This is a genomic window from Limnobacter humi (assembly GCF_024518835.1).
Classification (GTDB): Bacteria; Pseudomonadota; Gammaproteobacteria; order Burkholderiales; family Burkholderiaceae_B; genus Limnobacter; species Limnobacter humi.
On record NZ_JANIGO010000003.1, the window covers coordinates 399,117 to 422,932 of the forward strand.

The following is a 23,816-nucleotide window of genomic DNA, read 5'->3' on the forward strand; positions in this document are numbered from 1 at the left end:
ACTCAACTCAAATTGCGCAGTTGCGCAAGAGAAGACTGAAGGTCTTTGCCCAGCAATTCAGCAGCGTATGAAGAGGGAAGCCCCTTCACAGTCTGGAATGCGGTCAATGCAGCGGGACCGTATCGGCAGATCGGCACATCAGATGAGCGTCCACCAAACTCTGGTGTGTGTTGGCGACGGAGCTTGACAACAGTTGGGCATGGTGAACCAATGTGCTGTCGCTGGCACCACGGTATTCAATGTGAGGCAAAGGCATATCGAACTCCTGAAGTTACAAATTTTTAATCAGCAAAACGATTGATCGGTCTCGGACACTTCACCAATGATCAGCGTCGTAGGGCGGATAGTCAGTCACCCGGACTTTGGCTTCATTCACAAAATAGTCAGGTTCCTGTGAAAAAGGCTCCACCCGGGAACGTACGGAGAAGTTGTTGATGAGTCGGTGCAGGTTGTTGGCTGCTGCCACAGTGCTGTTATAGGCGTTCCTCACCCTGGCCAGTTTTTCTGGCTTTGCTCCGGGTAATTCGGTGCCCCCGTAGGCCTGTTCCAATGGCTGGGGTTGATTGGCCACTGGATTGGCCTGACAGTCTGGTGCATTGCACGGATCAAGCACCGCAGCCACCAGGTATTCAGCTGTACGAACATGGGTTTTGAATGTGCCATGTTCCTGCTCCAGTTCAGTGATTGATCGAGGTGATGTTCCTCTCCAGATTCGCTGAAGATCGCTCTGGTACGTCGGAATGATCGCTTTCAAGCAGTATTTCAAATTGCTGCTGAGTCGGTATGCACGTTTGGCAGACTCTTTCAGCGCTGGGCAGGCATTCCGCCCGAGGGACTTCACCGCATCTTTCAGCGCACAAGACTGGGCTTTGATTTCCCGCGCCGGCACAAGCCAAGCTTCATAGGCTTGTACGCTTCTGTCGATATTCTCCCGAAGTAACTGGGTATTCAACCGCACGGAAAGGCAGTGATCGGAATACATGGTTCAGGGCTTCACCCAATGAAATGGAATCCTGAGTAACACGTTGCACACAGTGGGTTCAATACGGCTTGATTCTGCAGAACCAAATGCCAAACATCAAAAAACCGGGTACTCGGCCCGGTTTTTTTAAATCTATCAGCGCAGACTTTACTGCCCCGCAGAGGCCAGCCGGCGTTTGCGAACACCGGTCGCCAGGGCCTCCAGCACCTGCAGGCTGTCATCCCAACCCACGCAACCATCGGTAATGCTTTGACCGTACGTGAGTGGCTTACCTGGCTCCAGGTCTTGACGCCCTTCCACCAGGTGGCTTTCCACCATCACACCCATGATGCGGCGGTCACCGGCAGCCAGTTGTTCCGCAATGTTGTCGCAAACACCCACCTGGTTTTTGGGCACCTTGCTGCTGTTGCCATGGCTGGCATCGATCATGATGCGGGCAGCCAGGCCCGATTTGCCGATTTCAACCGCGGCCGCTTCCACGCTGGCTGCATCATAATTGGGCGCTTTGCCGCCACGCAAAATTACATGGCAGTCTTCGTTGCCGGTGGTGCTGACAATGGCGCTGCGGCCTTCCTTGGTGACGCTCAGGAAATGGTGGGGATGCTGGGCAGCCTTGATGGCATCCACTGCGATTTTCACATTACCATCGGTGCCGTTCTTGAAACCCACTGGGCAGCTCAAGCCGCTGGACAGTTCGCGGTGAATCTGGCTTTCAGTGGTGCGGGCACCAATCGCCCCCCAACTCACCAGGTCAGCGATGTACTGCGGGGTGATCATGTCCAGAAACTCGGTGCCGGCTGGCAGGCCCAGGCTGTTGATGTTCAACAGCACTTCACGCGCCATGCGCAAACCTTTGTTAATCTGAAAGCTTCCATCCAGGTCGGGGTCGTTGATCAGTCCTTTCCAGCCTACGGTGGTACGGGGCTTTTCGAAATACACCCGCATCACGATTTCAAGGTCTTCTGCGTACTGTTCGCGGTAGGCCATCAGCTTGCTGGCGTATTCCATGGCAGCCTTGGTGTCGTGGATGGAGCAAGGGCCCATCACCACGATCAGGCGGTCATCAGCCCCGTGCAAAATTTGGTGCAAGGCCTTGCGGCAACCCGACACCGTTTGGGCGATGGCCTCGGTGATGGGCACCTCTGCGATAACCGCTGCTGGGGTTTGCAGTTCTTTGATTTCTTTGATTCTCAAGTCGTCTGTTACCGTGTTCATTGCCAATTCTCCTGAGCGCTGGCGTGTTTTTTTGCAACCCGTTTTCGCGACCCATGGGTTAAAAAAAAACCGCCAGGTATTCAGAGCCTGGCGGTTTTGGGTGTTTGGTAGTTCAATGTGTGTTACGCACAACCCTCGTCCGCCGCTTGCCAAAACCAGGCAAAGAAGCTGTAAAACGCGTAAAAAGAATGGGCGTGTGTCAAATTCATGCCTTTACTCTAAACGATTTTTGCTGTGCCAGGCAAGCCAAGTACTGGATTGTAACAAGGTTTTCTGTGGTCTCGCTGACACAGCACATGCCCGGACGGTTGCCAGTTACTGGGTTCCACCCATCACCAAGCCGTCGATCCGCAGGGTGGGCTGCCCCACACCAACCGGCACGCTTTGACCTTCTTTGCCACAAGTGCCCACACCGTCGTCCAAGGCCATGTCGTTGCCCACCATGGAGATTTTGGTGAGGGAGTCGGGCCCGTTGCCGATCAGCGTGGCGCCTTTAAGCGGATGGGTAATTTTGCCGTTCTGGATTTTGTAGGCCAATGAGGCAGAAAACACAAACTTGCCGCTGGTGATGTCCACCTGGCCACCCCCAAAGTTCACGGCGTAAACCCCGTCCTTCACGCTGGCAATGATTTCCTCGGGGGTTTTGTCGCCATTGAGCATGTAGGTGTTGGTCATGCGGGGCATCGGCAGGTGGGCAAAACTTTCTCGACGGCCATTGCCGGTAACGGGCATTTTCATGAGGCGTGCGTTGGTGATGTCCTGAATATAGCCTTTGAGAATGCCGTCTTCAATCAGCGTGGTGCATTCGGTTTTGTTGCCTTCGTCGTCGACGTTTAGCGAGCCCCGGCGGCCTGCCAGCGTGCCATCGTCCACAATGGTCACGCCCTTGGCCGCCACACGCTGACCGATCATGCCCGAGAACGCACTGCTGCCCTTGCGGTTGAAATCGCCTTCCAGACCGTGGCCAATGGCCTCATGCAACAAAATGCCGGGCCAGCCTGAACCCAATACCACCGTTTGTGCGCCAGCCGGTGCAGGTTTGGCCTCCAGATTCACCAAAGCCTCATCCACGGCTTTGTGGGCGTGTGCTTGAAGAAACTCGTCGGTGAAGCGCGCAAAATCAAAACGGCCTCCAGCGCCAGAGTTGCCGGTTTCTCTGCGGCCTTTGTGTTCAACCACCACACTCACGTTCACACGCACCAAGGGGCGTACATCAGCAGCCAGCACACCATCGCTGCGGGCCACCAGCACCACATCATAAGCCCCAACAATGTTGGCCATGACCTGCTTTACACGCGGGTCCCGCTTGCGGGCAAACTGTTCCAAACGCTTCAGCAGGGCCACTTTCTCGGTGGAGCTGAGGGATGGAATGGGATTGAGTGGCGCATACAGCGCCAAACCTGAATTGGCGGTAAAGCCTTTGCCGGTTTTGAGGTTGCGGTTCGCTGTTTTACCCAGCGCGGCAATTTCACGCACACTTTTGGCAGCCGCCAGAATGGGTTTCAACGCAATGTCGTCGGAATAGGCAAAGGCGGTTTTTTCGCCGCTGACCGCACGCACGCCCACACCTTGCTCAATGTTGTAACTGCCGCTTTTGACGATGCCTTCATCCAGCGACCAGCCCTCCACGCACCCGTACTGAAAATACAGGTCGGCAAAATCCACCTTGTGGGTAAACATTTCGCCAAAAGCTTTATGCACCACCTGTTCGTCAATGCCATACGGCGTCCACAGCAGGTTTTGGGCGATGGCGAGGTTTTCGATGGTGGGATCTACAACGTTCATGAATGGATGTTCCTTTTACAACACACGGTGGGTCAACGCTGGCAGGCTGGCCCGAATATCCATCATCTTAGCAGGGTCCACGGTGCCCATCACCACGCCCTCGCCATCGACCTGCACGGCCTCGACCTCTCCCCATGCATTCACCAGCATGGAATGCCCGTAGGTGCGCCGGCCGTTGGGGTGCAAGCCACCCTGCCCGCAAGCCAGCACGTAGCACTGGTTTTCAATGGCCCTGGCACGCATCAAAACCTCCCAGTGCGCATGGCCTGTGGTGTAAGTGAAGGCGGCAGGCATCAAAATCAGGTCCAAGGCCCCGGCCATGGCACCCATGCGGCGATACAGCTCGGGAAAACGCAGGTCGTAGCACACCGACAATCCGACATTCAAACCGGCCAGTTCAGCCACCACGGGTGTATCACCGGCCTTCAGAACCCGGGCTTCGTCGTAACTCTCGGTGCCCTTGTGGAAACAAAACAAGTGGATTTTATCGTAGCGGGCCACACACCGCCCATTGCTGTCGAAGGCCAGGCTGCTGTTAAACACCCGGGGGGTGGCGTTCGGCAGCTCAGGCTCGGGCACTTTCAACGGCAAGGTACCCGCCACCAGATTGACCCGGTTGCTGGCAGCCACCTCGGACAACCATGTTTGTATGGGCCCATGACCCATGGCTTCTGCGATGGCCAGTTTGTCAGTGTCTTTGTGGCCCATCAGGCAAAAATACTCGGGCAATAGCAACAGCTCAGCACCTTCCGCGGCGGCCCGCTGAACCAAGCGTTCGGCCATATCCAGATTCTGCTGCAGCACTGGCGTGGAGATCATTTGAAGGGCTGCCACACGCACAGCACGCCGGGGGTTGATCATGTTGCTTCTCCTGATGTTGGCGGCTTAACCACCGCTATTGACGCTGCCGTTGTTGCCCTCACCGGTTTTCTTCAGACGCTCTATGGTGGGTGAGGCCCATGGACCGCTCACTTTGTATTGAACGGAGAACACTTTGGAAATCGGATCTTTGAACAAAAAGTCCGCAATCAGCGAGGCAATCCCCACCGCGGGGTTGGCTGCAATCAGGGAGTAAACGAGCGAGCCCCCTGTGGCATTCAAATCGGGCAATACCACCACGTTCAAGTTCTGCGTTTCTTTGTCCAGGTCCAGTGTGCCATCCATCAATACAGTTGCGCTGGGCGCCGTCATTTTGAAATTCCGGGTGGTTGCAATGCCCTCATTCAGGGTGACATCGGCTTCAATGGTGTCGTAGGCAAAGCCTTGGGAAAACAGGTCTTTGAAATCGAGTGTGAAACGCCGGGGAATGCTTTGCAATGAGAGCACACCCAGCAGTTTGGCTGCACCTGGATCGGCTTTCAGAAATTGGCCTTTGCGGCTGCTCAGTTTGAATTGGCCGCTCAGGCTGTCGTAATCCATGCTGGTGGGTGCATCATTCCAGCGCAAACGACCCGTCAGAGTACCCTCTCCGCCTTTGAATACGTCGTTCATGCCCAGGCGAGCCAGCAGGCCTCCAGCGTCTTTCACGGTTTGGCTGATGTCAATGTCGGTGCGCTGGTTGACCAGGCCCGGGGTGTATTGCCACACGCCTTTGGCGGTGGTGACTGATTCAGGATTTTCAAGTTTCAGTTCTTCCAGGCGCCATTCCCGTTGGCGCTGTGGATTGGACAACACCTCATCCCGCGTCTGGTTCAGTGCTCGAAGAGTCAAGGTGCCCATTCGCAGGTCGTTCATAACAAAATCATCGGCCTGAACATCCAGCGCTGGAATGCTGGAAGCGGGTTCATCCACCAGCTTTTTCACGCCACCATCCAACGACTTCGGAATGGTCAGCTTCTTGAACCGGGCCAGCACCGCGCCCTCCGGGCGGGCTTTGTCTTGGACCCAGGTGAAGTAGCCATCCACGCCTTTTGCACTGACATCGAACTGCCAGCGTTTCTCCACAGTGCGGGCGGTCAGGCTCACGCCCTCAAATGGCTTGCCGCTCAAATTGATTTTATCGGCACGGACACGCAAACGGATGCGTGCAGCACTTTCACTCGTGTCGGCCAGCCAATCACCCAATAACCCGGTCGGTTTTTGTGAACCCCCTTTGCGGCCAGAGGTCTCCCCGGAAATCTGCTCATAAATGGCGCGCCAAGTGTCTACATCCAGCGTGGCAACCCGCACATCGCCCTGAATACCTGGCGTGGGCACCGGCAACGGTGTGCCGATTACAAACTGCAGGGAATCAACATCGGCTTGCTCACCACGTTCAGTCACCAGTGCACGCAATTGCCCCGCCATGGCCGATGATGCATTGGGGTTCGAGAGGTCTGGCCCCAAATCAACCGTCCAACGGCTGGTGTTGTTGCTGATGGACTGCTGAATTCGAAGGGGCAAACGACCATCGGCCTTTTTACCCAGCGGGGTAGGCAATTTCACCTCAAGCCCTTGCAATTGACTGTTGATGTCGATGTCCAGACGGTTTCCGCGGCTGCTGACCAAGACACTGTAGGGCGTAGAACCAGCCAGATAGGGCTCTATCAGGGGGTTCAGATATTGGGCGAGGCCAGCGGCGCGGGCATTGCCGGTTGCACGAATGTCCATACGGCCGCTGGCATCGGTGCTGCCCTTGATTTGAACGGGTGCACCCAAGGCCTGCCCCTGCAACTGATCAATGCGAAGCCCTTTGTTGGAAAACCCGATGCTACCGTCCAGCGCGGTCACCTTGGGCATGCCACGCACCAGCTTGATGGCATTGCCCTTTAACTGCAAACTGCCCTTGACTTCCGTATTTTGAACTGCATCCAAGGGGATGCGCAGCCCCAGGGACAAGCGTGCGAAGCCCTCGGTATCGGCCTTGCTCAAAGCCTGCCCCAACAAGTTACTCACCGGGCTGTTGTTGACATAGGCAACCATGTTGTTGAGCTCGCCTTCGCCAAACCCATCCACAGTCAGCACCGTTTTGGCGGCACCCAGGTCTGCAATTTTCGCCTCCACGTTGCGCAGCGGCACCCCTTGGGTTTCGGCAGAATCGGCAACAATCCGCATGGATTTGCCCTCAAACACAGCTCTACCCTGGATGTTGCTGATGTCGGGCCAGTCTGGCGCAAACTGCAGCTCGCCGTCAGTCAATGGAATATCGATCTTGAAACGCCCTGGATAACGAGCCTCACCGTACGGAAAGTCACTCACTTTGCCTTCGATAACAAACTGCCCTTGTCGGGCCACCCCGCCTTTCAACGCCGTTTGTAACCAGCTTCGAGCAGACTCACCGACCACCAGTGGCAAATACTTCGGAACGCGTTGAATCTGTGCCTGTTCCAAGTTGCCCTGCAGGTTCATCACATCATCACCTTGTTCGACAAATCGGTAATTGCCTTGTACATCCGCCGTCAAATCCGGATTGCTGACCCGGAGTTGTTGGATGGTCACGTCCAGTGGGGTGCCCGGCGTCAACAGGTTTGCCCAATGCCCCTGCCCGCTAAGTGCAGCAAATTCCAGGCTGGGGCTTTCGAACAGCTCGGGCAAGGCTATGCTGCTTTGCTGGCCCGTGATCTGCCACTGACCGCTCCGGTTACTGCCACGAAAAAAACCACTCAAATTTCTAAATCCAGTAACCTGCTTGCGAACTGGCATGCCCTTGGTCTGTCGTTCACTGGTGTGCAGCAGGGTCAAGCCCCGAAACGCCACATCACTCTGAAATGCCAGATCAACCTGACCGCCGCCCACAGCCTCAGCACCGGGCGGCGATGCTGGTGTTTTCCAGGTCAACAATGCCTTGTCGATGCGTCCAGATGCATCGTAGTCATCCAAACGGGCCAGTGCCTCTGCCTGTCCAATGTGCGGCGCCAGTTCGCGGGCCACCGAACGGGCTTGTTCCACATCCAGGTTTTGAATGATCAGTGACCAATTCAGGGCGTTTTGTATTTCAGTGCGCGCAAGGCCGACATGGCTTAGCCCAAACCGACGTTGGCCGCTTAACTGCCCGGTCAGGTTTTTCACGGTGATGGCGGTGGGCCGGAACAGCGAGTGTTCACCCTGAACTTCCACCAATGCACTGGCATGTGTGAGCCGGAAAGGCGGTGAATCCACATCGGGATTGGACAAACTGAACCGCTCAACATGGGCATCGATCAGTGAACCTTGCACGCGACCTTCGGCAAAATCCACCCACACCCGGCCATTGGCTGCCTCCAGGCCCACATCCAGCTTGAAGAGTTTCAGCAAGCGGGCCATGGGCTCGGAATTGTCGAGTTTGAAATCTGTAAACAGAACACCGGACCAGTCCCGAAGGTTACCGGGCTGTGTGGCCCACAATGGTGTGCTAAACCGGGACTGAAGCCGGATGGGCTGCTGCCCCACTGCTGGCAGCACCAGCTCACCACCCAACCGATGCTGCCCAAAGCCGTTGCGCATCAATACCTCACCCTGCGTAACGGCAGCATTGGGCCAAACACCCTGCTCATCCTGCCAAACCACCTGGATGTCGCTCAAGTAGACACGCCGCTGGCGAAGCAACCAGTCCACAAGAGGATTGTCGGTGCGACCATCTGGAACCATGCGAATGCCAGCAAGCTCAAACACACCATCCGTGAGCCGGCGGACCTGAAGCACCGGTGAGTGGATTTCCAGATTGGACAGGTTGGGATTGAAGGCCAGCAAACTGGGCAGTGACCAATCCATGCGAACCAGCGGTGTTTCAAAACCGGGCGTTCCATCCGGCCTGACAATGCGCAGACCCTCCAGGGTGATCTGTGGACTCAGGCCAGTCCATTGGGCTTTGAGCGAACCCAATTTCACCGGCTGACCAGTTTGCACGCTGAGCCATTGCTCCAAGCGCGGCCGATAGGAGTCCACCTGGGGCAAGAGCCACCATTTCAGGGCGATCAGCACCAGACACAACGGAATATACAGCGAGGCCAATGCCCAGAATGCCCAGGTGCGAGCCCGGTGCCATGGGTCGACGGCAATCGGGGTCGTGATCTCAACAGGGGTGGATTCGTCCAGCAAGCAGTGCGTCCAACAAGGGGTGATACATCGTGTACGCTATTGTAAAACCAAGCACCCGTCGAGTATTGCCACCCCATGAGCCTCCCTCCGGATTTCTGCCACGCCGTGTGGCCTACCCATTCTCTGTATGCCCAGCGTTGGCTGAATCGTTTTCCGGCCTGGAATGCAGACACAGACCCAGCACTGGACCTGATTACCCTCATCAACCGCTGGCTGGAACCCGCCCGGGGCTTGACCGATGAAGCAGGCCTCATGAAAGCCCTGCGCTTGGCACGTCAGCGCAGCATGGTAGAAATCATGCGGAGAGACCTGCTCAAACAGGCCGAATTGTTTGAAGTGACCGAGGCGCTGTCATTTTTGGCCGATGCCTCAGTACAAATTGCACTGAACCACTGCCACCAGGCCCAGGCAGAACGCTACGGCGAACCTGAACAGCAGGACAGCCTGATGGTGGTGGGCATGGGCAAACTGGGCGGGCTGGAGCTGAATGCATCCAGCGACATTGACCTGATTTTTCTGTACAACCAGGATGGCGAAACCCTGGGTGGCCCCAACGGCCGCAAACAGTCTCATGCCGAATTTTTTACGCAGGTTGGCCGCAAGCTGATCAAATTGATTTCCGAGGTGACCGAGGATGGCTTTGTGTTCCGTGTGGACATGCGCCTTCGCCCCAATGGCGATTCAGGTCCATTGGTCGTCAGTCTGGACATGCTCGAAGAATACTTCATGGTGCAGGGCCGGGAATGGGAGCGGTATGCCTGGATCAAGGCCCGGGTGATCAACTGGACGGTAAACCCCAAGCAGGATGAAGCTTTCCAGCAATCACTCAACAACCTCAACAGCATCATTCGGCCTTTTGTATACCGGAAGTACCTTGACTTCGGAGCCATCCGGGCCTTGCGAGCCCTGCATGCGCAAATTCGCAGCGAAGTGAACAAACGCGAACACCAACACCCGGGCACCGTGCATGTCAAGCTGGGCCGTGGCGGCATTCGGGAAATTGAATTCACCGCCCAAGCCTTCCAGTTAATACGCGGCGGGCGCGAACCCAAGCTGCAGCGCCGGCGCACGGTGGATGTATTGGCGATTTGCGTCGAACTGGGATTGCTCAACACCCACGAATTTGAACGCATGGTGGCAGCCTACCATTTTCTGCGGGATGTGGAGCACCGCCTGCAATACGTGGACGATGCGCAAACACACCGCCTGCCAGCTGGCGAGGCCGACGTGCAGCGCATCGCTTTGTCCATGGGGTATCAGGACGCCGGGCAATTTCAACAGACCTTGACCGAGCACATGGCCTTTGTGGCCGACCACTTTGATTTGGTGTTTGGCGACAAAGCCGAAGACGAGGAAACTGCAGACCTGTCCCTGCCTTGGCCAGACAAACTCACCCAGGGTTTCAAAAACCCGCAAGCAGCCCAGGACCGTTATCAACAGTTCATCGAGTCGGGCCGTTACCAAACACTGCCCACCGCCCACCGGGAACGAGTGGATCGGCTCATGCCCGCATTGCTCGCCGCTGCGGGCTCATCCAATGAGCCTGATACCTGCTGGAAATTTTGTTGTGATCTGATTGAGACAGTATCCCGCCGGGGTGCTTACCTCTCGCTGCTGGATGAATACCCAGTGGCGCGCATGCGCGTTAGCCGCATATTGGCAGCCAGCCCCTGGGCGGCACACTTTCTGATTCGCCACCCCATTTTGCTGGATGAATTGCTCGACAGCCGCACCTTGTTGGCGCCACCGAATTTCAACCAGTGGAAAGCACAACTTCGTGAAGCGCTTTCCCACGCGGTAACCCCCGATGGCCAACCCGACCTAGAACGTCAGATGGACCTGGTGCGTGAGCAGCACCATGCACAGCTCTTCAGGGTGCTGGCGCAAGACCTTGAAAACCTGCTCACGGTGGAAGTGGTGTCTGACCTGTTGTCCGAACTGGCCGACTGCACACTGGAGGTGGTTCTGGAATCCGCCTGGAGCCAGGTGCCCAAACGTCACCTGGAGCGACCCAAATTTGCCATCATCGCCTACGGCAAACATGGCGGGAAAGAGTTGGGTTATGCATCGGATCTGGACATGATTTTTCTCTTTGAAGACGACGACGACCGCGCGCCTGAACTGTATGCCAGTCTGGCCAAACGCGTGAACCGCTGGCTGACCACCCACACCGCTGCCGGTACGCTCTTTGAAACTGATTTCCGCTTGCGCCCCAACGGCGAAGCGGGCTTGCTGGTCAGTACTGTGGACTCTTTTGAAGCCTACCAGCGCCGTGAAGGCGGCGTGGGCGCGTGGTTTTGGGAGCATCAAGCCCTAACCCGCGCCCGCTTTTGCGTGGGAGATGCGCACATTGGGCAGCGGTTTGAAGCGCTGCGGGATGAAATCCTCTGCCTGCCCCGCGACTGGACTGAGGTGAAACGGGAAGTGATTTCCATGCGCCACAAAATGCTCGAGGGCCACCCCAACCCCACCGAGCTGTTCGATGTCAAACACGACCGTGGCGGTATGGTGGATGTGGAGTTCATGGTGCAAGCACTGGTCCTGGGCCATTCCCACCAGCACCCGGCGCTCACCAAGAACAAAGGCAATATTGCGTTGTTGAAAAAGTCGGGCGAATTGGGCCTGATACCCGCTGATTTGGCGCTGAGCGTGGCCGATGCCTACCGACTGCTGCGGGCCAAACAACACGCGCTGCGGTTGGCTGGTTATGAAAAAAGTCGCAGCAGTGACCCCGCCATGATGGCCCTGCGCAAACCCATTCAGGCCTTGTGGACCACACTGATGGGCGAAGAATAAACCCACCAAACCAGCGCCACAGTGGCGTTACTTGGGCACAGCCACTTGGTAAAGCCGCGCTTGGACCGTGGCTGTTTTTCGGGCCAAAAATGGGGACGCACGGCGTTTGTCGAAGTACCTGGGGGCCGGCAGCATGCTGGCCAGCCGTGCCGCCTGGGCAGCGCTCAACTGGCTGGCATTCACGCCATAGTAGTAGCTCGACGCGGCTTGCGCACCGTAAACACCGTTGCCCCACTCCACCACATTCAGATACACCTCCAGAATGCGGCGCTTTCCCCAAATGGCCTCCAGCATGAAGGCAATGACCAACTCCTGCGCTTTGCGAATGTAACTGCGCTTGCTGGTCAGAAACAGGTTCTTAGCCAGTTGCTGGGTGATGGTAGAGCCACCGTGTGTGACCTTACCTCGGCGCTGGTTTTTTTGAATGGCCACTTCGATGGCCTCAGGCTCGACACCATAGTGACTCATGAAGCCACTGTCCTCGGCCGCCACCACTGCACGCTTGAGGTTCATCGAAATCTGGTCGTACGGCACCCACGCCTGTTTGAGCTGCGCACTGCGGTCGGTTTTGCGCATTTCTTCCAAACGGATGTTCATGAAACTCGTGCTGCTGGGGTTGAAGCGTGCCCAGTAGGTGATTTGCGCCAAGTACCACAACTGCAACAACACCACTGCGCAAAACGCCCAAAACAGCAATTTGAATAGCCAACGGAACGGGGCAAATACGATACCACCAGCGCTTCGCTGAGCATTGTTGCGTTTAGCCATGCTGCTGCCCCAAACCTTCCCGCATGCGGGCCAAGGTCATCAGCGCATCCGGTGTACGCCCAGTCCAAATTTCAAAAGCCAATGCAGCCTGGAACACCAGCATGCCCAAACCATCACTGATCAGCAGTGCTGGATTCACACGGGCAACATGCTTCATGAATGCGGTGGTTTCAGCGCCGTACATCATGTCGTAGGCCAACACCGCGTCACGATACCAAGCAACGTCCATCACAGGAACTTCTCCGTTCAGGCTGGCCGATGACGCATTCACCACCACCCGGGGCAAACCGGTGGCAATGGCTTTTGTATCAAAGCCAGCGCCAGTTGCTGGCAAACCAATGCGGTTGGCCCGCAAGGCCAGGGCCTCAGCCTTGTGAACCGTGCGGTTCAAAATGGTCAAAGCCTGCACGCCGTGCTGTTTAAAGGCTGCAATACAGCCACTGGCGGCACCACCCGCCCCCAGCAGTAAAACCTCGCAATCAGCCAGGCTCAACTGGTGAGCCTGAAGTTGACGATTCAAGTCTCGACACAGCCCTCCACCATCGGTGTTGTCGGCGTAGATACCTTCCGGTGAAAATACCAAGGTATTGGCTGCCTCTGCAAATTGGGCTCCTTCGCTGTATTGGCCAGCCAACTCAAAGGCGGCCTGCTTGAAGGGAACGGTGACATTGGCACCCGCCACGCCAGCAGCACGCAGGGCACGAACCGTGCCGTCAAAGCCTTGCAGCGGGGCCAACACACGCTCATATTGAACAGACAGGCCCAACTGACTGGCAAAATCCCGATGAATGGCTGGCGACTTGCTGTGCGCAATCGGATTGCCCAAAACCACCAAACGCAAAGGTGTACTCATGGTGTCTACTCTGTTCGAATTTCATCACGGCTGAACACCCAGGTGCGGGTAATGGCCAGCACATCAATTTTCTGCCGCATGTCGGAAGAAAACGGTGGAAACGGTGCAGATTGCCGAAGAATACGCACAGCCGCCCTGTCCAGAACCGTAGAACCGGAAGACCTGTCAATCTCCACCTCTTCAAGACTGCCATCGGCCTTGATGTATGCAGTCAATCGCAGTTTGCCGTAAATTTTTCCTTTCAGCTCATCGGGATAATGGGTATTGCCCACGGACTCGACTTTGTGTCGCCAGGCCTCTTCATACATGGCAAACAGGTACGGTGAAGTGCGTGGCGAGAAGAAATGCTTGCGAGGGCGCTCGTTGTAGCTCTTGATGTTGTCGGCAATCTGGGCTTGCAACCGCTTCATTTCCAGCGCCCGTTGGGATTTGTCATCCTGACCATTGCGACTATCGGTCGACTCCGTGGCTGACTTGCCCTCCACATGCCCCAGTGCAGGGTCATGGGGTGAATATCGCAGGCCACCCCCGGTCAATTCGCGCTGGAGATGCTCCAATGCCTGCAACTGCTTCTGACGGGCCATCAACTCACGCTGAATGACTTCATCCTCAGCCTCGCTGGGCAAAGTGGTTGCCCGACCCTGGTCAGCCTGCCCGCCGCCGTCCAGGGCCACTTGGGCCATGGCTTGCGCCTGCTCCGGTGCCTTGGCTGACTTGGCATTCACCAAAATGACTTCGAGTGGCGCGCGAAACGGCTTGTCGGTATTGGGTTTCGCAAAGTGAATGCTCAGCAACACCCCATGCAAAACCACCGACAGCAACAAGGCTTTCTGGAGGTTGAATGCCCGTCCTTGAAAACCCATCACCATCAGGCAGCAGCCTCCCCATCGCCGGGCGTCATGTCTACTGCTTCACCGGCGGTTTCACCAGCTGGTTCTTCAGACACCAGCTCATCCAGCTCCTCGTCATCCAGCAAGCGTGTGGGCGTGCCTTTTTTCAAGGCAATCAGTTTGCAGGACACCGTCAACGTCAACTCATCCACCTCATCCAGCTCAACCTCAACCTGGACACCACGACCCGGCGACGTAACCCCCACCAATCGAACAAACAAGGGGATTTCATCCAGTCGCACCAATTCGTCTTTCACCACCACGCCATCAAATTGCTTCCGCTGGCGCTGCTGGATCCAGCGCAGGCACCAATAGCGTTCCATGCTCTGTTGAAATTCAGCGTATGCCTTGTATGTGATGTCGAAACTGTTCACCGCGGACAACAGATCGGCGTCAGTGGCGGTATATACCGGAGGCTCTGAACGCAGCAATGAAATGAGTTGTTGTTGGTTGACCAAATCCACATAACGGCGCAGGGGTGAGGTACTCCATGCGTATTGAGGCACACCCAATCCAGCATGAGGCGCCGCATGGGTGGACATGCGCACGCGGCCCATCGGTGGTTGAATGCGGTAAATGCCAGTCACCTTGTGCTGGCTTAAAAAGCCGCCCCACTCCCGGTTCACCAAAATCATCCACTCAGCCACCAAAATATCCAGTGGCGCATCGCGGCGACGGGGCACAATGTCAACCGTCCCGTCATCGTGCACATAAAAATTGAAATCAATGCGGGCATGCTTCTCCGGTTGCCCGCGCACACGTTCCCGCTCAGCCTTTAATGCCTTGGCGCAGGTCCACAGCACCTTTAGTGCAGGGAAAAATTCACCCACGGCGGGCAACTCGCTGAGTGACTCATCCTCCAGCACCTCGGCGCTCAACGCCTCATCCAGGTGATTGTGGCGCAGGTTGGCGGCAATCGGTACCTGTTCAATCGCGCTGGTGTGCGTGCCCAGTACCTCCCCTGTTTCTGTATCCACGTCCACGTACAAACTGACAGCGGGCACCGTGCGGCCTTCCGCCAGGGTGCTGAACTCCACCACATTGGCGGGCAGCATGGTGATCTTGTCGCCCGGTGCATACACCGTCGACAACCGATCACGGGCCACTTTGTCATGCGGGCTGCCCCGTTCAATCAGCAAGGCCGGTGCCGCAATGTGCACACCAACACGGGCGCGGTTGCCATCCAGCATCACCACACTGAATGCATCGTCAATTTCAGTGGTGGAAATGTCATCAATGGAAAAAGCGCGCACCGGTGCAATTGGCAGTTCATTCAAATCAGCGGGCACGGCTGGTGCAGGCAGATCAATCTCGGTGCCTCGCGGAAAATGAACGGCTGCGAACCGGGCACGCATCATCTCGTGCACACTGTTGAAGGCACCACACTCCAAAAGCAACACGTCGGGTGAACGGCCTGCACGTGTGCAGGCCAGCATCAGGGCCTTGTATTCCTGGCTGTTTTTATCGGGCCGCACCAACAACACCGCTGCCTGTTTCAGGAATGGATCGGGCAATTCACGGCGCACCAAAGCATCGGCCCATGCCTCCTGCTGCTCCGCCTGCAAACGCTTTTTCTCCAGCCCAGCCAAAGCAGCCTGTAAAATATCAGCAGGCGCAGCCCTGTACATGCCGCGGCCCTTGCGGTGAAAATGAATGGGGGCCGCATGCAGGGCCAGCAGGATTGCTGCCTGCTGAACCACCCCCGGCTTTTCTCCAAAATACTCTTGCGCCATGGTGGTGAACTCAAATTCATCGGCGGGCGCACACGCGTACAACAACTCGGTGTCGACTTCCTTGGACAGGGCTTCGATGCTTTCGGCAAATTCAGCCATGTCAGGCACATCAAACTTCAGGAACACACTGTTGGCCTTCACTTTGGTGCGCTTGCCATGCAAGGTTTCAACCTGGTAGGCATTGCCCTGCTCTTGAAGCACACGCCCCACCTTGAAAGCGCCGGCTTCCTCAAAATACAGATTCATGCTGTGTCCTGCTTAAAATGGTTCAAGGCTGGAAGAAACACCTCCATCACCCACAGCGGCGTGTGCCCTGGGCGGCGTTCAAACCGCGCACAACGGGCATACACAGTCCGCATCGTCTTCAATTCCACATCCCATCCGGCGCAGGCCGTTTGTTCATCCATCAATTGTTGAATCCAGGGGGTTTGCACAGGCAAACTGGCAAACGCCAAAGGCCCTCGATGAACCTGCGGATCGGTAAACAGCACAGACCCCAGAGACCGCTTCCCGAGCCGGCGCCAAAATGGCCAGTCACTGGCTTGTCCGTTGAACGTCATCACTGTTTGCGCCAGCACAACCGCGTGCCCACCCACCGCCAGGCGCACCAGGCGCTGGCGCATCACCCGGCGGGGAACGCGGCAAGCACCCGGCAAGGTTCGCGGCGACACCACCGTCATCCGTTGAACCACCGGCTGCACCTCAAAACCCCGGTTCAGGCCTTTCAGCCGCAACGTCAGGGACCCTGTGGTGCAGGCCCAATCCCTGGCCCAGGCCGGCCAGGAAACCGGGCATGTGGCATGCCAACGCACTGCGCTCATGCCAGCCCCAGAAAGAGGCGCACAAACGGGAGCTGCTCATCAAAGTGGCTCAGCGCGTGGTCTGAACCCTGCACGCGCAACTGGTGGGCGCCTGGGTAACGGGCCACCATGGCCGCAACACTGAGCACCTCATCCCCGGTTGCAGCCACCAGAAAGTAACGGTCGGCCCGCGTTAACTGCGTGGTCTCCATGGCGCGCAACTCATCCAGGTAGGCGGGAACAAACTCGATTTCCTCATCCGAGAAATACACGGCCTGGCGACCCATCTGGTCTTGCAAGTCGTCATACGGCTTCACAGCGGGGTTGAGCAATGCCACACGGGCATTCAAATGGCGCTCACCCAGCACCGTGGCATAAAAACCGCCCAGAGAACTGCCCACAAACCCCAATCGCAAGCGTGGGTTGTTGTGCAGGCGAATACGCAACTCGTCTTCCACCAGGGCCAGCGCCTGCGCTGGCGATGCTGGCAAATCGGGCACCCACAGGCGGTCGCCGAGACCAACCTGTGCAAAAGCGTCGATGGTTTTTTGGGCTTTCACCGACCGCGAGCTGGAACGAAAGCCGTGCAAATAGACCACCCAATCCAACGGTTGAGGTGGCGCGGAAAATCCGCCAGGGCTTTCCAGCACAAAAGGCCACATGGTCAGACCACCTGCTGGCGTTGAGTCAAGGCGTCCAGCAAGCGCTGGTGTATGCCGCCAAAAGCGCCATTGCTCATGGCCACCACCCAGTCGCCCGCACTGGCATCGGCCACCACCCGTTGAATCACATCGTCCAGATTGGCACTGGAAAACAAGCGTTCGCCCAGTGGGCTCAGCGTGTCGTTCACATTCCAACTGATGCCCGCCGTGTAACACAGCACCGAATCAGCCGCACTGAACGAGGCGGGCAAAGCCTGCGCCAGCGTGCCCATTTTCATGGTGTTGGAGCGCGGCTCAAACAAGGCAATCAGGCGGCCTGGCTGACGGTTTTCTCGGGCAGCCAGCTCATTCATCAAGGCCCGGGCACCAGCCAGCGTGGTGTCGATGGCCGTGGGATGGTGGGCAAAATCATCGTACACCCGCACACCGCCCGCCTCACCCCGCAATTCCATGCGGCGTTTCACACCCGGGAAGTTGGACAAAGCCTCGCAGGCTGTGGCCACTGGCACACCCAAGGCCTGCGCTGCCGCCATCACCGCCAGCGCATTGTTGATGTTGTGCACGCCCGACCAGGCCCAATCCACAACACCCGCCACAGTGCCCCGATGCAGTACCTCAAAGCGCGAGGCACCCAACTGCCGGGCTTGCCAGGGCACATCATCGCCCAATACACCCTGGCCCTGTACGCCAAAATGGTCCACCGGGGTCCAGCAACCGCGTTTCAACACCCGCTTCAGACTGTCGGTATTGGCCGGGCAAACAATGCGACCCTCACCTGGCACGGTGCGCACCAAGTGATGAAATTGGGTTTCAATGGCGGCCAAATCGGGGAAGATGTCTGCATGATCGTATTCCAGGTTGTTGAGCACCGCCACACGGGGCCGGTAGTGCACAAACTTGGACCGCTTGTCAAAAAATGCAGTGTCGTATTCATCGGCTTCTATGACGAAGGCCAAACCCTCACCCAGCCGTGCCGATACATCAAACCCACCCGGTACACCCCCAATCAAAAAACCAGGCTTTTGGTCAGCACAATCCAACACCCAGGCCAGCATGGATGATGTTGTGGTTTTGCCATGCGTACCCGCCACCGCCAGTACTGTACGGCCACGCAATATATGCTCACCCACCCACTGGGGGCCACTGGTGTAGGGCAAACCTTGGTTCAAGATGGCTTCCATCAGTGGGTTGCCGCGTGACACCACATTGCCCACCACCCACAAATCAGGCTGGATGGCCAACTGCTCCACGCCAAACCCCTCGGTGAGCGCAATGCCCGCCTGGGTGAGCTGTGTGCTCATGGGCGGGTAAACATTGGCATCGCAACCGGTCACGGTGTGCCCCAGGGCTTTGGCCAGCTGGGCCACGCCACCCATGAAGGTGCCGCAAATTCCGAGGATGTGGATGTGCATTGTTTTGTCCTGTCAGCGCAAGTGCATATTGTAGTGCCTCCGAATTTGGATACACTCTGGCGATGGACGAATTCACCCCCCCGGAAGACGATCTGCGCCGCGAAATTGCCATGGCTGCAGCCCGATTGATTGCTGAAGACGGATTGGACTACGGTTCAGCCTGCAATCAAGCGGTTCGAAGTGTGGCCGGCCGCGAACGCCTTGCCCGCGACCGCATTCCAAGCCATGCTGAAATTCAGGATGAAGTGCGGGCCTACCAAGCCTTGTTTTTGGCGGACACCCAACCCGGTGAACTGCGTGATTTGCGTGAAATAACCCTGCAATTGATGCACAAACTGGCCCATTTCGAGCCGATTGTGTACGGTGCCTTGGTGAACGGCACTGGCAGTGCCCATTCAGACATCCACCTGCTGGTGTTTTCAGACGACGAAAAAGAAGTGGACTACTGGCTGCTCAACCAAAACATGGCCTTCGACGCCTGCGAGGACGCCCTGCTGGCCGGCAAGGTGTTTCCGGCGGTTGCATTTCAGTGGAAAAATCGGTGGGTTCAACTCGGTGTGGCCAGCCCGGCACAACGCCGTGGGTTGTTGAACCGAAGCAGCAGCGAAGGGTCTATGTTTCAAACTGACATCGCGGGCCTGACCCGCTTACTCGAGGCATGATGAACAAGCAGTGGATTCCAGTATTGAGCGGCATCGCGGCCCTGGCGATTGGTTTTTTTGCATCCGTCCAGCTGGGTTTGTCCCCAACCGGAACCCATCCGACGTACCCGCTGGCAGGGCAAACCTTTGAAACCCCGCAAGGCACAACACTGGACATGGCCGCGCTCAAAGGCAAGACGGTGGTGGTGAACTTCTGGGCCACCTGGTGCCCACCCTGCGTGGAAGAAATGCCCGAACTGAATGCCTTGTACCCGGAACTGAAGGCGAAAAACATTGAATTGATTGGCATTGCCATTGATTCACCCACCAACGTGAAGCAATTTCTCGAAAAAACCCCAGTTGATTACACGGTGGTACTTGGCGGACTAACCGGCACAGAATTGGCCAAAAAGCTGGGCAATACCCAGGGCGGATTACCCTTTACTGTCATTTTGAATGCAGATGGTGAAAAAATCCTCACCAAAGCCGGCAGAATCCATTCTGATGAAATCAAGGCAGCACTGGTTCGGTAAATTGTTGTATGCTCACGCAGGTTCGAAATTGCTGCAGTTGCACCATCGGAAAATACGCAGCATATTTCGGCAGTACCAACTAGAAATAGATCGCAATTGGGCGCACACTCAACGAACTTAAACCCAATTTAAGCGCTGATGAGCAGCACCAAGCGACACACCTCGATGGCCCGTCCCAAGAGTCGGGCCCAAACGATCAACCTCCTCGATGGAGTCGTAGATGGACCTCAGAAAGCTCAAAACCCTCATTGACCTCGTGGCTGAATCCGACATTTCCGAATTGGAAGTGACGGAAGGCGAAGGCAAAGTAAGAATCGTCAAAAGCCAGCCCGTACAGTACGCCATGGCTACACCAACCATGATGGCACCCGCAGCGCAGCAGCCCGTAGCGGCTGCGGCGGCAACAGCTGCCGCGGCTGCACCGGCAACGCCAACGGTGGAAACCGGTCACAAGGTGACATCGCCCATGGTCGGCACCCTGTACCGCGCACCCAGCCCCGGGGCCTCCAATTTTGTTGAAATTGGCAGCACCGTCAAGGAAGGCCAAACCCTCTGCATCATTGAGGCCATGAAATTGCTCAATGAAATCGAAAGCGACAAAGCCGGTGTGGTGAAAGCCATTCTGGTGGACAACGGCCAACCTGTTGAATTTGGTCAAGCGCTGTTCATCATCGAGTAGGTCGGAGGACGATCACCATGTTTGGAAAAATCCTGATCGCCAACCGGGGCGAGATCGCCTTGCGCATATTGCGAGCGTGTCGAGAGCTGGGTATCAAAACCGTGGCCGTGCATTCCACAGCCGACATTGACGCCAAATACGTCAAATTGGCCGATGAATCCGTGTGTATCGGTCCGGCATCCTCCAAAGAGAGTTACCTCAACATTCCAGCCATCATCAGCGCAGCCGAAGTGACCGACTCCGAAGCCATCCACCCGGGTTACGGCTTTTTGTCTGAGAACGCCAATTTTGCGGATCGGGTTGAAAAAAGCGGCTTCGTGTTCATCGGCCCCCGAGCTGAGTCCATCTTGCTGATGGGCGACAAGGTGTCGGCCAAACGCGCCATGATTGCAGCGGGCGTGCCCTGCGTGCCGGGTTCTGAAGGAGAGTTACCAGACGATCCGCGCGAAATCGTGAAAATTGCACGACAAATCGGTTACCCAGTCATTATCAAGGCCGCAGGCGGTGGGGGTGGACGTGGCATGCGGGTGGTGCACACCGAAGCAGCACTGCTCAACGCCGTCACCATGACCAAAACGGAAGCCGGCCAGGCGTTTAATAACCCGGCCGTCTACATGGAAAAATTTCTGGAAAATCCACGCCACATTGAAATCCAGATTTTGGCCGACGAGCACAAAAACGCGGTCTGGCTGGGTGAGCGGGATTGCTCCATGCAACGCCGCCATCAAAAAGTGATTGAGGAAGCGCCTGCGCCCAACATCCCACGCCGGCTGATTGAGCGGATTGGTGAACGCTGTGCCGAAGCCTGCCGGAAGATTGCCTATCGAGGTGCGGGCACCTTTGAATTCCTGTACGAAAACGGCGAGTTCTATTTCATTGAAATGAACACCCGCGTACAGGTTGAGCACCCGGTGACCGAACTCATCACCGGTGTGGACATTGTTCAGGAACAGATTCGCATTGCGGCAGGCCAAAAGCTTCGCTTCCGCCAGCGGGACATTGAATTCCGTGGACACGCCATTGAGTGCCGCGTGAATGCCGAAGACCCGTTCAAGTTCACACCCTCACCAGGCCCCATCAAAGCCTGGCACGCGCCCGGCGGCCCAGGGGTCCGTGTTGATTCCCACGTATATTCGGGTTACAACGTACCACCGCATTACGACTCCATGATCGCGAAAATCATCACCTTTGGCGAAGACCGCAAACAGGCCATGGCCCGCATGCGTCAAGCCTTGGCTGAAACCGTGGTGGACGGCATCAAGACCAACATTCCACTGCACCGGGAATTGATGGACGATGCGCGCTTCATTGAAGGTGGCACCAGCATTCATTATCTTGAGCACAAGCTCGAACACCGCGTCGTCAAGTGACATGAACCTCGTCCAAACCACCCTCACCCTGCCGTTTGACCTCGCCGACCAGGTGTCTGATGCACTCATGGAATTGGGCGCGCTGGCGGTCAGCCTGGAAGACGCCAACGCGGACAGTGAAGACGAACAACCCCTGTTTGGAGAACCCGGCATGGAGCCCGAACAGGCTGCCTGGGGCACCAACCATGTGGTGGCCCTGTTTCGCAACCGGGCTGAGGGTGAGCAAATATTCGGTGAAATCGTGAGTTTGTTTGCAGACGACACCTGTGACACGGCTTTCACCATGGATGACGTTCAGTTCTCCGAGGTGCCGCAGGAAGACTGGGTTCGACTGACACAGTCCCAATTCGATCCAATCGAAATCACCGAACGGCTGTGGATTGTGCCCTCCTGGCACGCTCCCGAAAACACCGGGAACCGGGTGAACCTGGTGCTGGACCCTGGCTTGGCCTTTGGCACCGGCTCGCACCCCACCACTGCCCTGTGCCTGCGTTGGTTGTGCCAACACACCCTAAACGGTCAGGCCGTACTTGATTATGGCTGCGGATCAGGCATTTTGGGCATTGCCGCGCTCAAGCTGGGGGCCTCTGCCGCCATTGGTGTTGACATTGACCCGCAAGCCGTCGAAAGCACCGCGTACAACGCCCAGAATAACGCGGTGAACATGCCCTGCGGCCTGCCAGACTTCGATCTGGCCAAGCGCTTGTTTCCAGTGGTGGTGGCCAATATTTTGAGCAACCCGTTAAAAGTGCTGGCACCGTCTCTGTGTGGCCATGTGGCGTCTGGCGGGCACTTGGTGTTGTCGGGCGTATTGGCTCGCCAGGCTGACGAAGTGATCGCCCACTACGCGCAGTGGATACCCATGCGCGTGTGGGCTGAACGCGATGGCTGGGTTTGCCTGCATGGCACAAAGCCATGAGCCTGGCCACGCGCTGCCCCCATTGCAATACCCTGTTCAAGGTCACCTCGGGGCAGCTGCAAATTCACCAAGGGCAAGTGCGATGTGGTCATTGCCAACAGGTGTTTTCTGGCATCGACCACCTGACGGCAGCCGATGCCGACGCCTGGCAGACCACACACATCAGCCTACCAGCCACGGCCAACCCACCACCACCTGGCCCGGAATTTCTAACCACTGCGCCGGACCCAAAGCCCGCCATCCGACTAACCCGCCAGCAACGCTGGGCCAGCGGTTGTTTGCTGACGCTTCTGCTTCTGCAAGGCCTGTGGTGGTCGCGCCATGGCTGGCTTCAATACTTGCCCGTTTTCCAGCAAGCAGGCCTTCCCGCCTGGGTTATTGAACTGGCAGCCAGCCAACCAGGGCGCACATTGGTGCTGGAGGGCAGTGGGCTCACCGCACTGGACGAGAATACACTGCGGGTTGACCTGACATTGCTCAACCGCGGCCCACTGCCGGTGCATTGGCCAGTACTGAAGGTAGACCTTCTGGACCCCCAGGGCCTGGTCATGGCGAGCAAACTGATCCGACCTGCTGAATATGAAGTTCGCCAATCCCAATCCAGCAGCGCAAGCACCAGACCAACGGCTGAACACGCGCTACCCATTCGGGTCCGCCAAACCGTGGAAGTGCTGGCATACTTGAATACCCAAACACTCAACGAGCAGTTACCCGACAGCGCCACCACCGGCTTTCGGGTCAGCTTGCTTGACCCACATTGACCCATTTCCAACACAGCACACA

At 57.0% G+C, this 23,816-nt stretch carries 19 protein-coding genes; 7 read left to right on the forward strand and 12 right to left on the reverse strand.

Translation table 11 applies throughout. The features are described 5' to 3' along the window. Nucleotides 1–316 precede the first annotated feature (316 nt). From NQT62_RS11155 to NQT62_RS11175, 5 genes are all read right to left on the reverse strand, one after another. Nucleotides 317–982 (reverse strand): hypothetical protein, encoded by a 666-nt coding sequence (locus NQT62_RS11155; RefSeq protein WP_256764780.1) that lies wholly within the window; start codon nt 980–982, stop codon nt 317–319. A 147-nt stretch (nt 983–1,129) separates the two neighbouring features. Beyond that, nucleotides 1,130–2,197 carry a 3-deoxy-7-phosphoheptulonate synthase AroG gene (gene aroG, locus NQT62_RS11160; RefSeq protein WP_256764781.1) on the reverse strand — a complete coding sequence of 356 codons (1,068 nt, stop codon included), beginning with the start codon at nt 2,195–2,197 and terminating at the stop codon, nt 1,130–1,132. 315 nt (nt 2,198–2,512) lie between these two features. After that, nucleotides 2,513–3,982, reverse strand: coding sequence for a metalloprotease TldD (tldD, locus tag NQT62_RS11165; protein ID WP_256764783.1), 1,470 nt, complete (start codon nt 3,980–3,982; stop codon nt 2,513–2,515). 15 nt (nt 3,983–3,997) lie between these two features. Next, on the reverse strand, nt 3,998–4,843 hold the full coding sequence (locus tag NQT62_RS11170; RefSeq protein WP_256764784.1) for a carbon-nitrogen hydrolase family protein: 846 nt from the start codon (nt 4,841–4,843) through the stop codon (nt 3,998–4,000). A 24-nt stretch (nt 4,844–4,867) separates the two neighbouring features. Further along, a complete protein-coding gene (locus NQT62_RS11175) occupies nt 4,868–8,977 on the reverse strand; it encodes a YhdP family protein (protein WP_256764785.1) in 4,110 nt (1,369 codons plus the stop codon). Between the two features lie 75 nt (nt 8,978–9,052). Here NQT62_RS11175 and glnE point away from each other — a divergent pair, with 75 nt between their 5' ends. Beyond that, nucleotides 9,053–11,773 carry a bifunctional [glutamate--ammonia ligase]-adenylyl-L-tyrosine phosphorylase/[glutamate--ammonia-ligase] adenylyltransferase gene (gene glnE / locus NQT62_RS11180; RefSeq protein ID WP_256764786.1) on the forward strand — a complete coding sequence of 907 codons (2,721 nt, stop codon included), beginning with the start codon at nt 9,053–9,055 and terminating at the stop codon, nt 11,771–11,773. Between the two features lie 27 nt (nt 11,774–11,800). On the opposite strand, the gene mtgA is transcribed toward glnE, so the two are convergent. The 7 genes from mtgA to mpl are packed head-to-tail and all read right to left on the reverse strand — an operon-like array spanning nt 11,801 to nt 18,891. Further along, complete coding sequence (mtgA, locus tag NQT62_RS11185; RefSeq protein ID WP_256764787.1) at nt 11,801–12,541, reverse strand: monofunctional biosynthetic peptidoglycan transglycosylase; 741 nt, start codon at nt 12,539–12,541, stop codon at nt 11,801–11,803. Beyond that, nucleotides 12,534–13,394 carry a shikimate dehydrogenase gene (gene aroE / locus NQT62_RS11190; protein ID WP_256764788.1) on the reverse strand — a complete coding sequence of 287 codons (861 nt, stop codon included), beginning with the start codon at nt 13,392–13,394 and terminating at the stop codon, nt 12,534–12,536. The genes mtgA and aroE overlap by 8 nt, the downstream gene beginning before the upstream one ends. A 5-nt stretch (nt 13,395–13,399) precedes the next feature. Next, nucleotides 13,400–14,263 carry an energy transducer TonB gene (locus NQT62_RS11195; RefSeq protein WP_256764789.1) on the reverse strand — a complete coding sequence of 288 codons (864 nt, stop codon included), beginning with the start codon at nt 14,261–14,263 and terminating at the stop codon, nt 13,400–13,402. Continuing rightward, nucleotides 14,263–16,263 carry a ribonuclease catalytic domain-containing protein gene (locus NQT62_RS11200; RefSeq protein ID WP_256764790.1) on the reverse strand — a complete coding sequence of 667 codons (2,001 nt, stop codon included), beginning with the start codon at nt 16,261–16,263 and terminating at the stop codon, nt 14,263–14,265. Before NQT62_RS11200 ends, NQT62_RS11195 begins: the two co-directional genes overlap by 1 nt. Then, nucleotides 16,260–16,838 (reverse strand): chorismate--pyruvate lyase family protein, encoded by a 579-nt coding sequence (locus NQT62_RS11205; protein WP_256764791.1) that lies wholly within the window; start codon nt 16,836–16,838, stop codon nt 16,260–16,262. The genes NQT62_RS11200 and NQT62_RS11205 overlap by 4 nt, the downstream gene beginning before the upstream one ends. Next, nucleotides 16,835–17,479 (reverse strand): YqiA/YcfP family alpha/beta fold hydrolase, encoded by a 645-nt coding sequence (locus NQT62_RS11210; RefSeq protein ID WP_256764792.1) that lies wholly within the window; start codon nt 17,477–17,479, stop codon nt 16,835–16,837. Before NQT62_RS11210 ends, NQT62_RS11205 begins: the two co-directional genes overlap by 4 nt. A 2-nt stretch (nt 17,480–17,481) precedes the next feature. Continuing rightward, on the reverse strand, nt 17,482–18,891 hold the full coding sequence (mpl, locus tag NQT62_RS11215; protein ID WP_256764793.1) for a UDP-N-acetylmuramate:L-alanyl-gamma-D-glutamyl-meso-diaminopimelate ligase: 1,410 nt from the start codon (nt 18,889–18,891) through the stop codon (nt 17,482–17,484). Between the two features lie 62 nt (nt 18,892–18,953). Between mpl and NQT62_RS11220 the strand changes: the two genes are divergently transcribed. The 6 genes from NQT62_RS11220 to NQT62_RS11245 all read left to right on the forward strand — a co-directional run bounded on the left by NQT62_RS11220 (nt 18,954) and on the right by NQT62_RS11245 (nt 23,794). Beyond that, nucleotides 18,954–19,553, forward strand: coding sequence for a hypothetical protein (locus NQT62_RS11220; protein ID WP_256764794.1), 600 nt, complete (start codon nt 18,954–18,956; stop codon nt 19,551–19,553). Then, nucleotides 19,550–20,065, forward strand: coding sequence for a TlpA disulfide reductase family protein (locus NQT62_RS11225; RefSeq protein WP_256764795.1), 516 nt, complete (start codon nt 19,550–19,552; stop codon nt 20,063–20,065). Before NQT62_RS11220 ends, NQT62_RS11225 begins: the two co-directional genes overlap by 4 nt. Before the next feature lie 220 nt (nt 20,066–20,285). Then, nucleotides 20,286–20,744 (forward strand): acetyl-CoA carboxylase biotin carboxyl carrier protein, encoded by a 459-nt coding sequence (gene accB, locus NQT62_RS11230; RefSeq protein WP_256764796.1) that lies wholly within the window; start codon nt 20,286–20,288, stop codon nt 20,742–20,744. Between the two features lie 17 nt (nt 20,745–20,761). Next, entirely contained in the window at nt 20,762–22,114 is a 1,353-nt protein-coding gene (gene accC, locus NQT62_RS11235; protein ID WP_256764797.1) for an acetyl-CoA carboxylase biotin carboxylase subunit, read from the forward strand. Between the two features lies 1 nt (nt 22,115). After that, nucleotides 22,116–23,033, forward strand: coding sequence for a 50S ribosomal protein L11 methyltransferase (gene prmA, locus NQT62_RS11240; RefSeq protein ID WP_256764798.1), 918 nt, complete (start codon nt 22,116–22,118; stop codon nt 23,031–23,033). Next, the gene (locus NQT62_RS11245; RefSeq protein ID WP_256764799.1) at nt 23,030–23,794 is read left to right on the forward strand and encodes a DUF3426 domain-containing protein; all 765 of its coding nucleotides are present in this window, start codon (nt 23,030–23,032) and stop codon (nt 23,792–23,794) included. The genes prmA and NQT62_RS11245 overlap by 4 nt, the downstream gene beginning before the upstream one ends. Nucleotides 23,795–23,816: the final 22 nt, after the last annotated feature.

Excerpts from the sequence above, each read along its gene's own strand:
- NQT62_RS11155 (WP_256764780.1), bottom strand. The coding sequence starts at position 982 with ATGTATTCCGATCACTGCCTTTCCGTGCGGTTGAATACCCAGTTACTT.
- aroG (WP_256764781.1), bottom strand. The coding sequence starts at position 2,197 with ATGAACACGGTAACAGACGACTTGAGAATCAAAGAAATCAAAGAACTG.
- tldD (WP_256764783.1), bottom strand. The coding sequence starts at position 3,982 with ATGAACGTTGTAGATCCCACCATCGAAAACCTCGCCATCGCCCAAAAC.
- NQT62_RS11170 (WP_256764784.1), bottom strand. The coding sequence starts at position 4,843 with ATGATCAACCCCCGGCGTGCTGTGCGTGTGGCAGCCCTTCAAATGATC.
- glnE (WP_256764786.1), top strand. The coding sequence starts at position 9,053 with ATGAGCCTCCCTCCGGATTTCTGCCACGCCGTGTGGCCTACCCATTCT.
- mtgA (WP_256764787.1), bottom strand. The coding sequence starts at position 12,541 with ATGGCTAAACGCAACAATGCTCAGCGAAGCGCTGGTGGTATCGTATTT.
- aroE (WP_256764788.1), bottom strand. The coding sequence starts at position 13,394 with ATGAGTACACCTTTGCGTTTGGTGGTTTTGGGCAATCCGATTGCGCAC.
- NQT62_RS11195 (WP_256764789.1), bottom strand. The coding sequence starts at position 14,263 with ATGGTGATGGGTTTTCAAGGACGGGCATTCAACCTCCAGAAAGCCTTG.
- NQT62_RS11200 (WP_256764790.1), bottom strand. The coding sequence starts at position 16,263 with ATGAATCTGTATTTTGAGGAAGCCGGCGCTTTCAAGGTGGGGCGTGTG.
- NQT62_RS11205 (WP_256764791.1), bottom strand. The coding sequence starts at position 16,838 with ATGAGCGCAGTGCGTTGGCATGCCACATGCCCGGTTTCCTGGCCGGCC.
- NQT62_RS11210 (WP_256764792.1), bottom strand. The coding sequence starts at position 17,479 with ATGTGGCCTTTTGTGCTGGAAAGCCCTGGCGGATTTTCCGCGCCACCT.
- mpl (WP_256764793.1), bottom strand. The coding sequence starts at position 18,891 with ATGCACATCCACATCCTCGGAATTTGCGGCACCTTCATGGGTGGCGTG.
- NQT62_RS11220 (WP_256764794.1), top strand. The coding sequence starts at position 18,954 with ATGGACGAATTCACCCCCCCGGAAGACGATCTGCGCCGCGAAATTGCC.
- NQT62_RS11225 (WP_256764795.1), top strand. The coding sequence starts at position 19,550 with ATGATGAACAAGCAGTGGATTCCAGTATTGAGCGGCATCGCGGCCCTG.
- accB (WP_256764796.1), top strand. The coding sequence starts at position 20,286 with ATGGACCTCAGAAAGCTCAAAACCCTCATTGACCTCGTGGCTGAATCC.
- accC (WP_256764797.1), top strand. The coding sequence starts at position 20,762 with ATGTTTGGAAAAATCCTGATCGCCAACCGGGGCGAGATCGCCTTGCGC.
- prmA (WP_256764798.1), top strand. The coding sequence starts at position 22,116 with ATGAACCTCGTCCAAACCACCCTCACCCTGCCGTTTGACCTCGCCGAC.
- NQT62_RS11245 (WP_256764799.1), top strand. The coding sequence starts at position 23,030 with ATGAGCCTGGCCACGCGCTGCCCCCATTGCAATACCCTGTTCAAGGTC.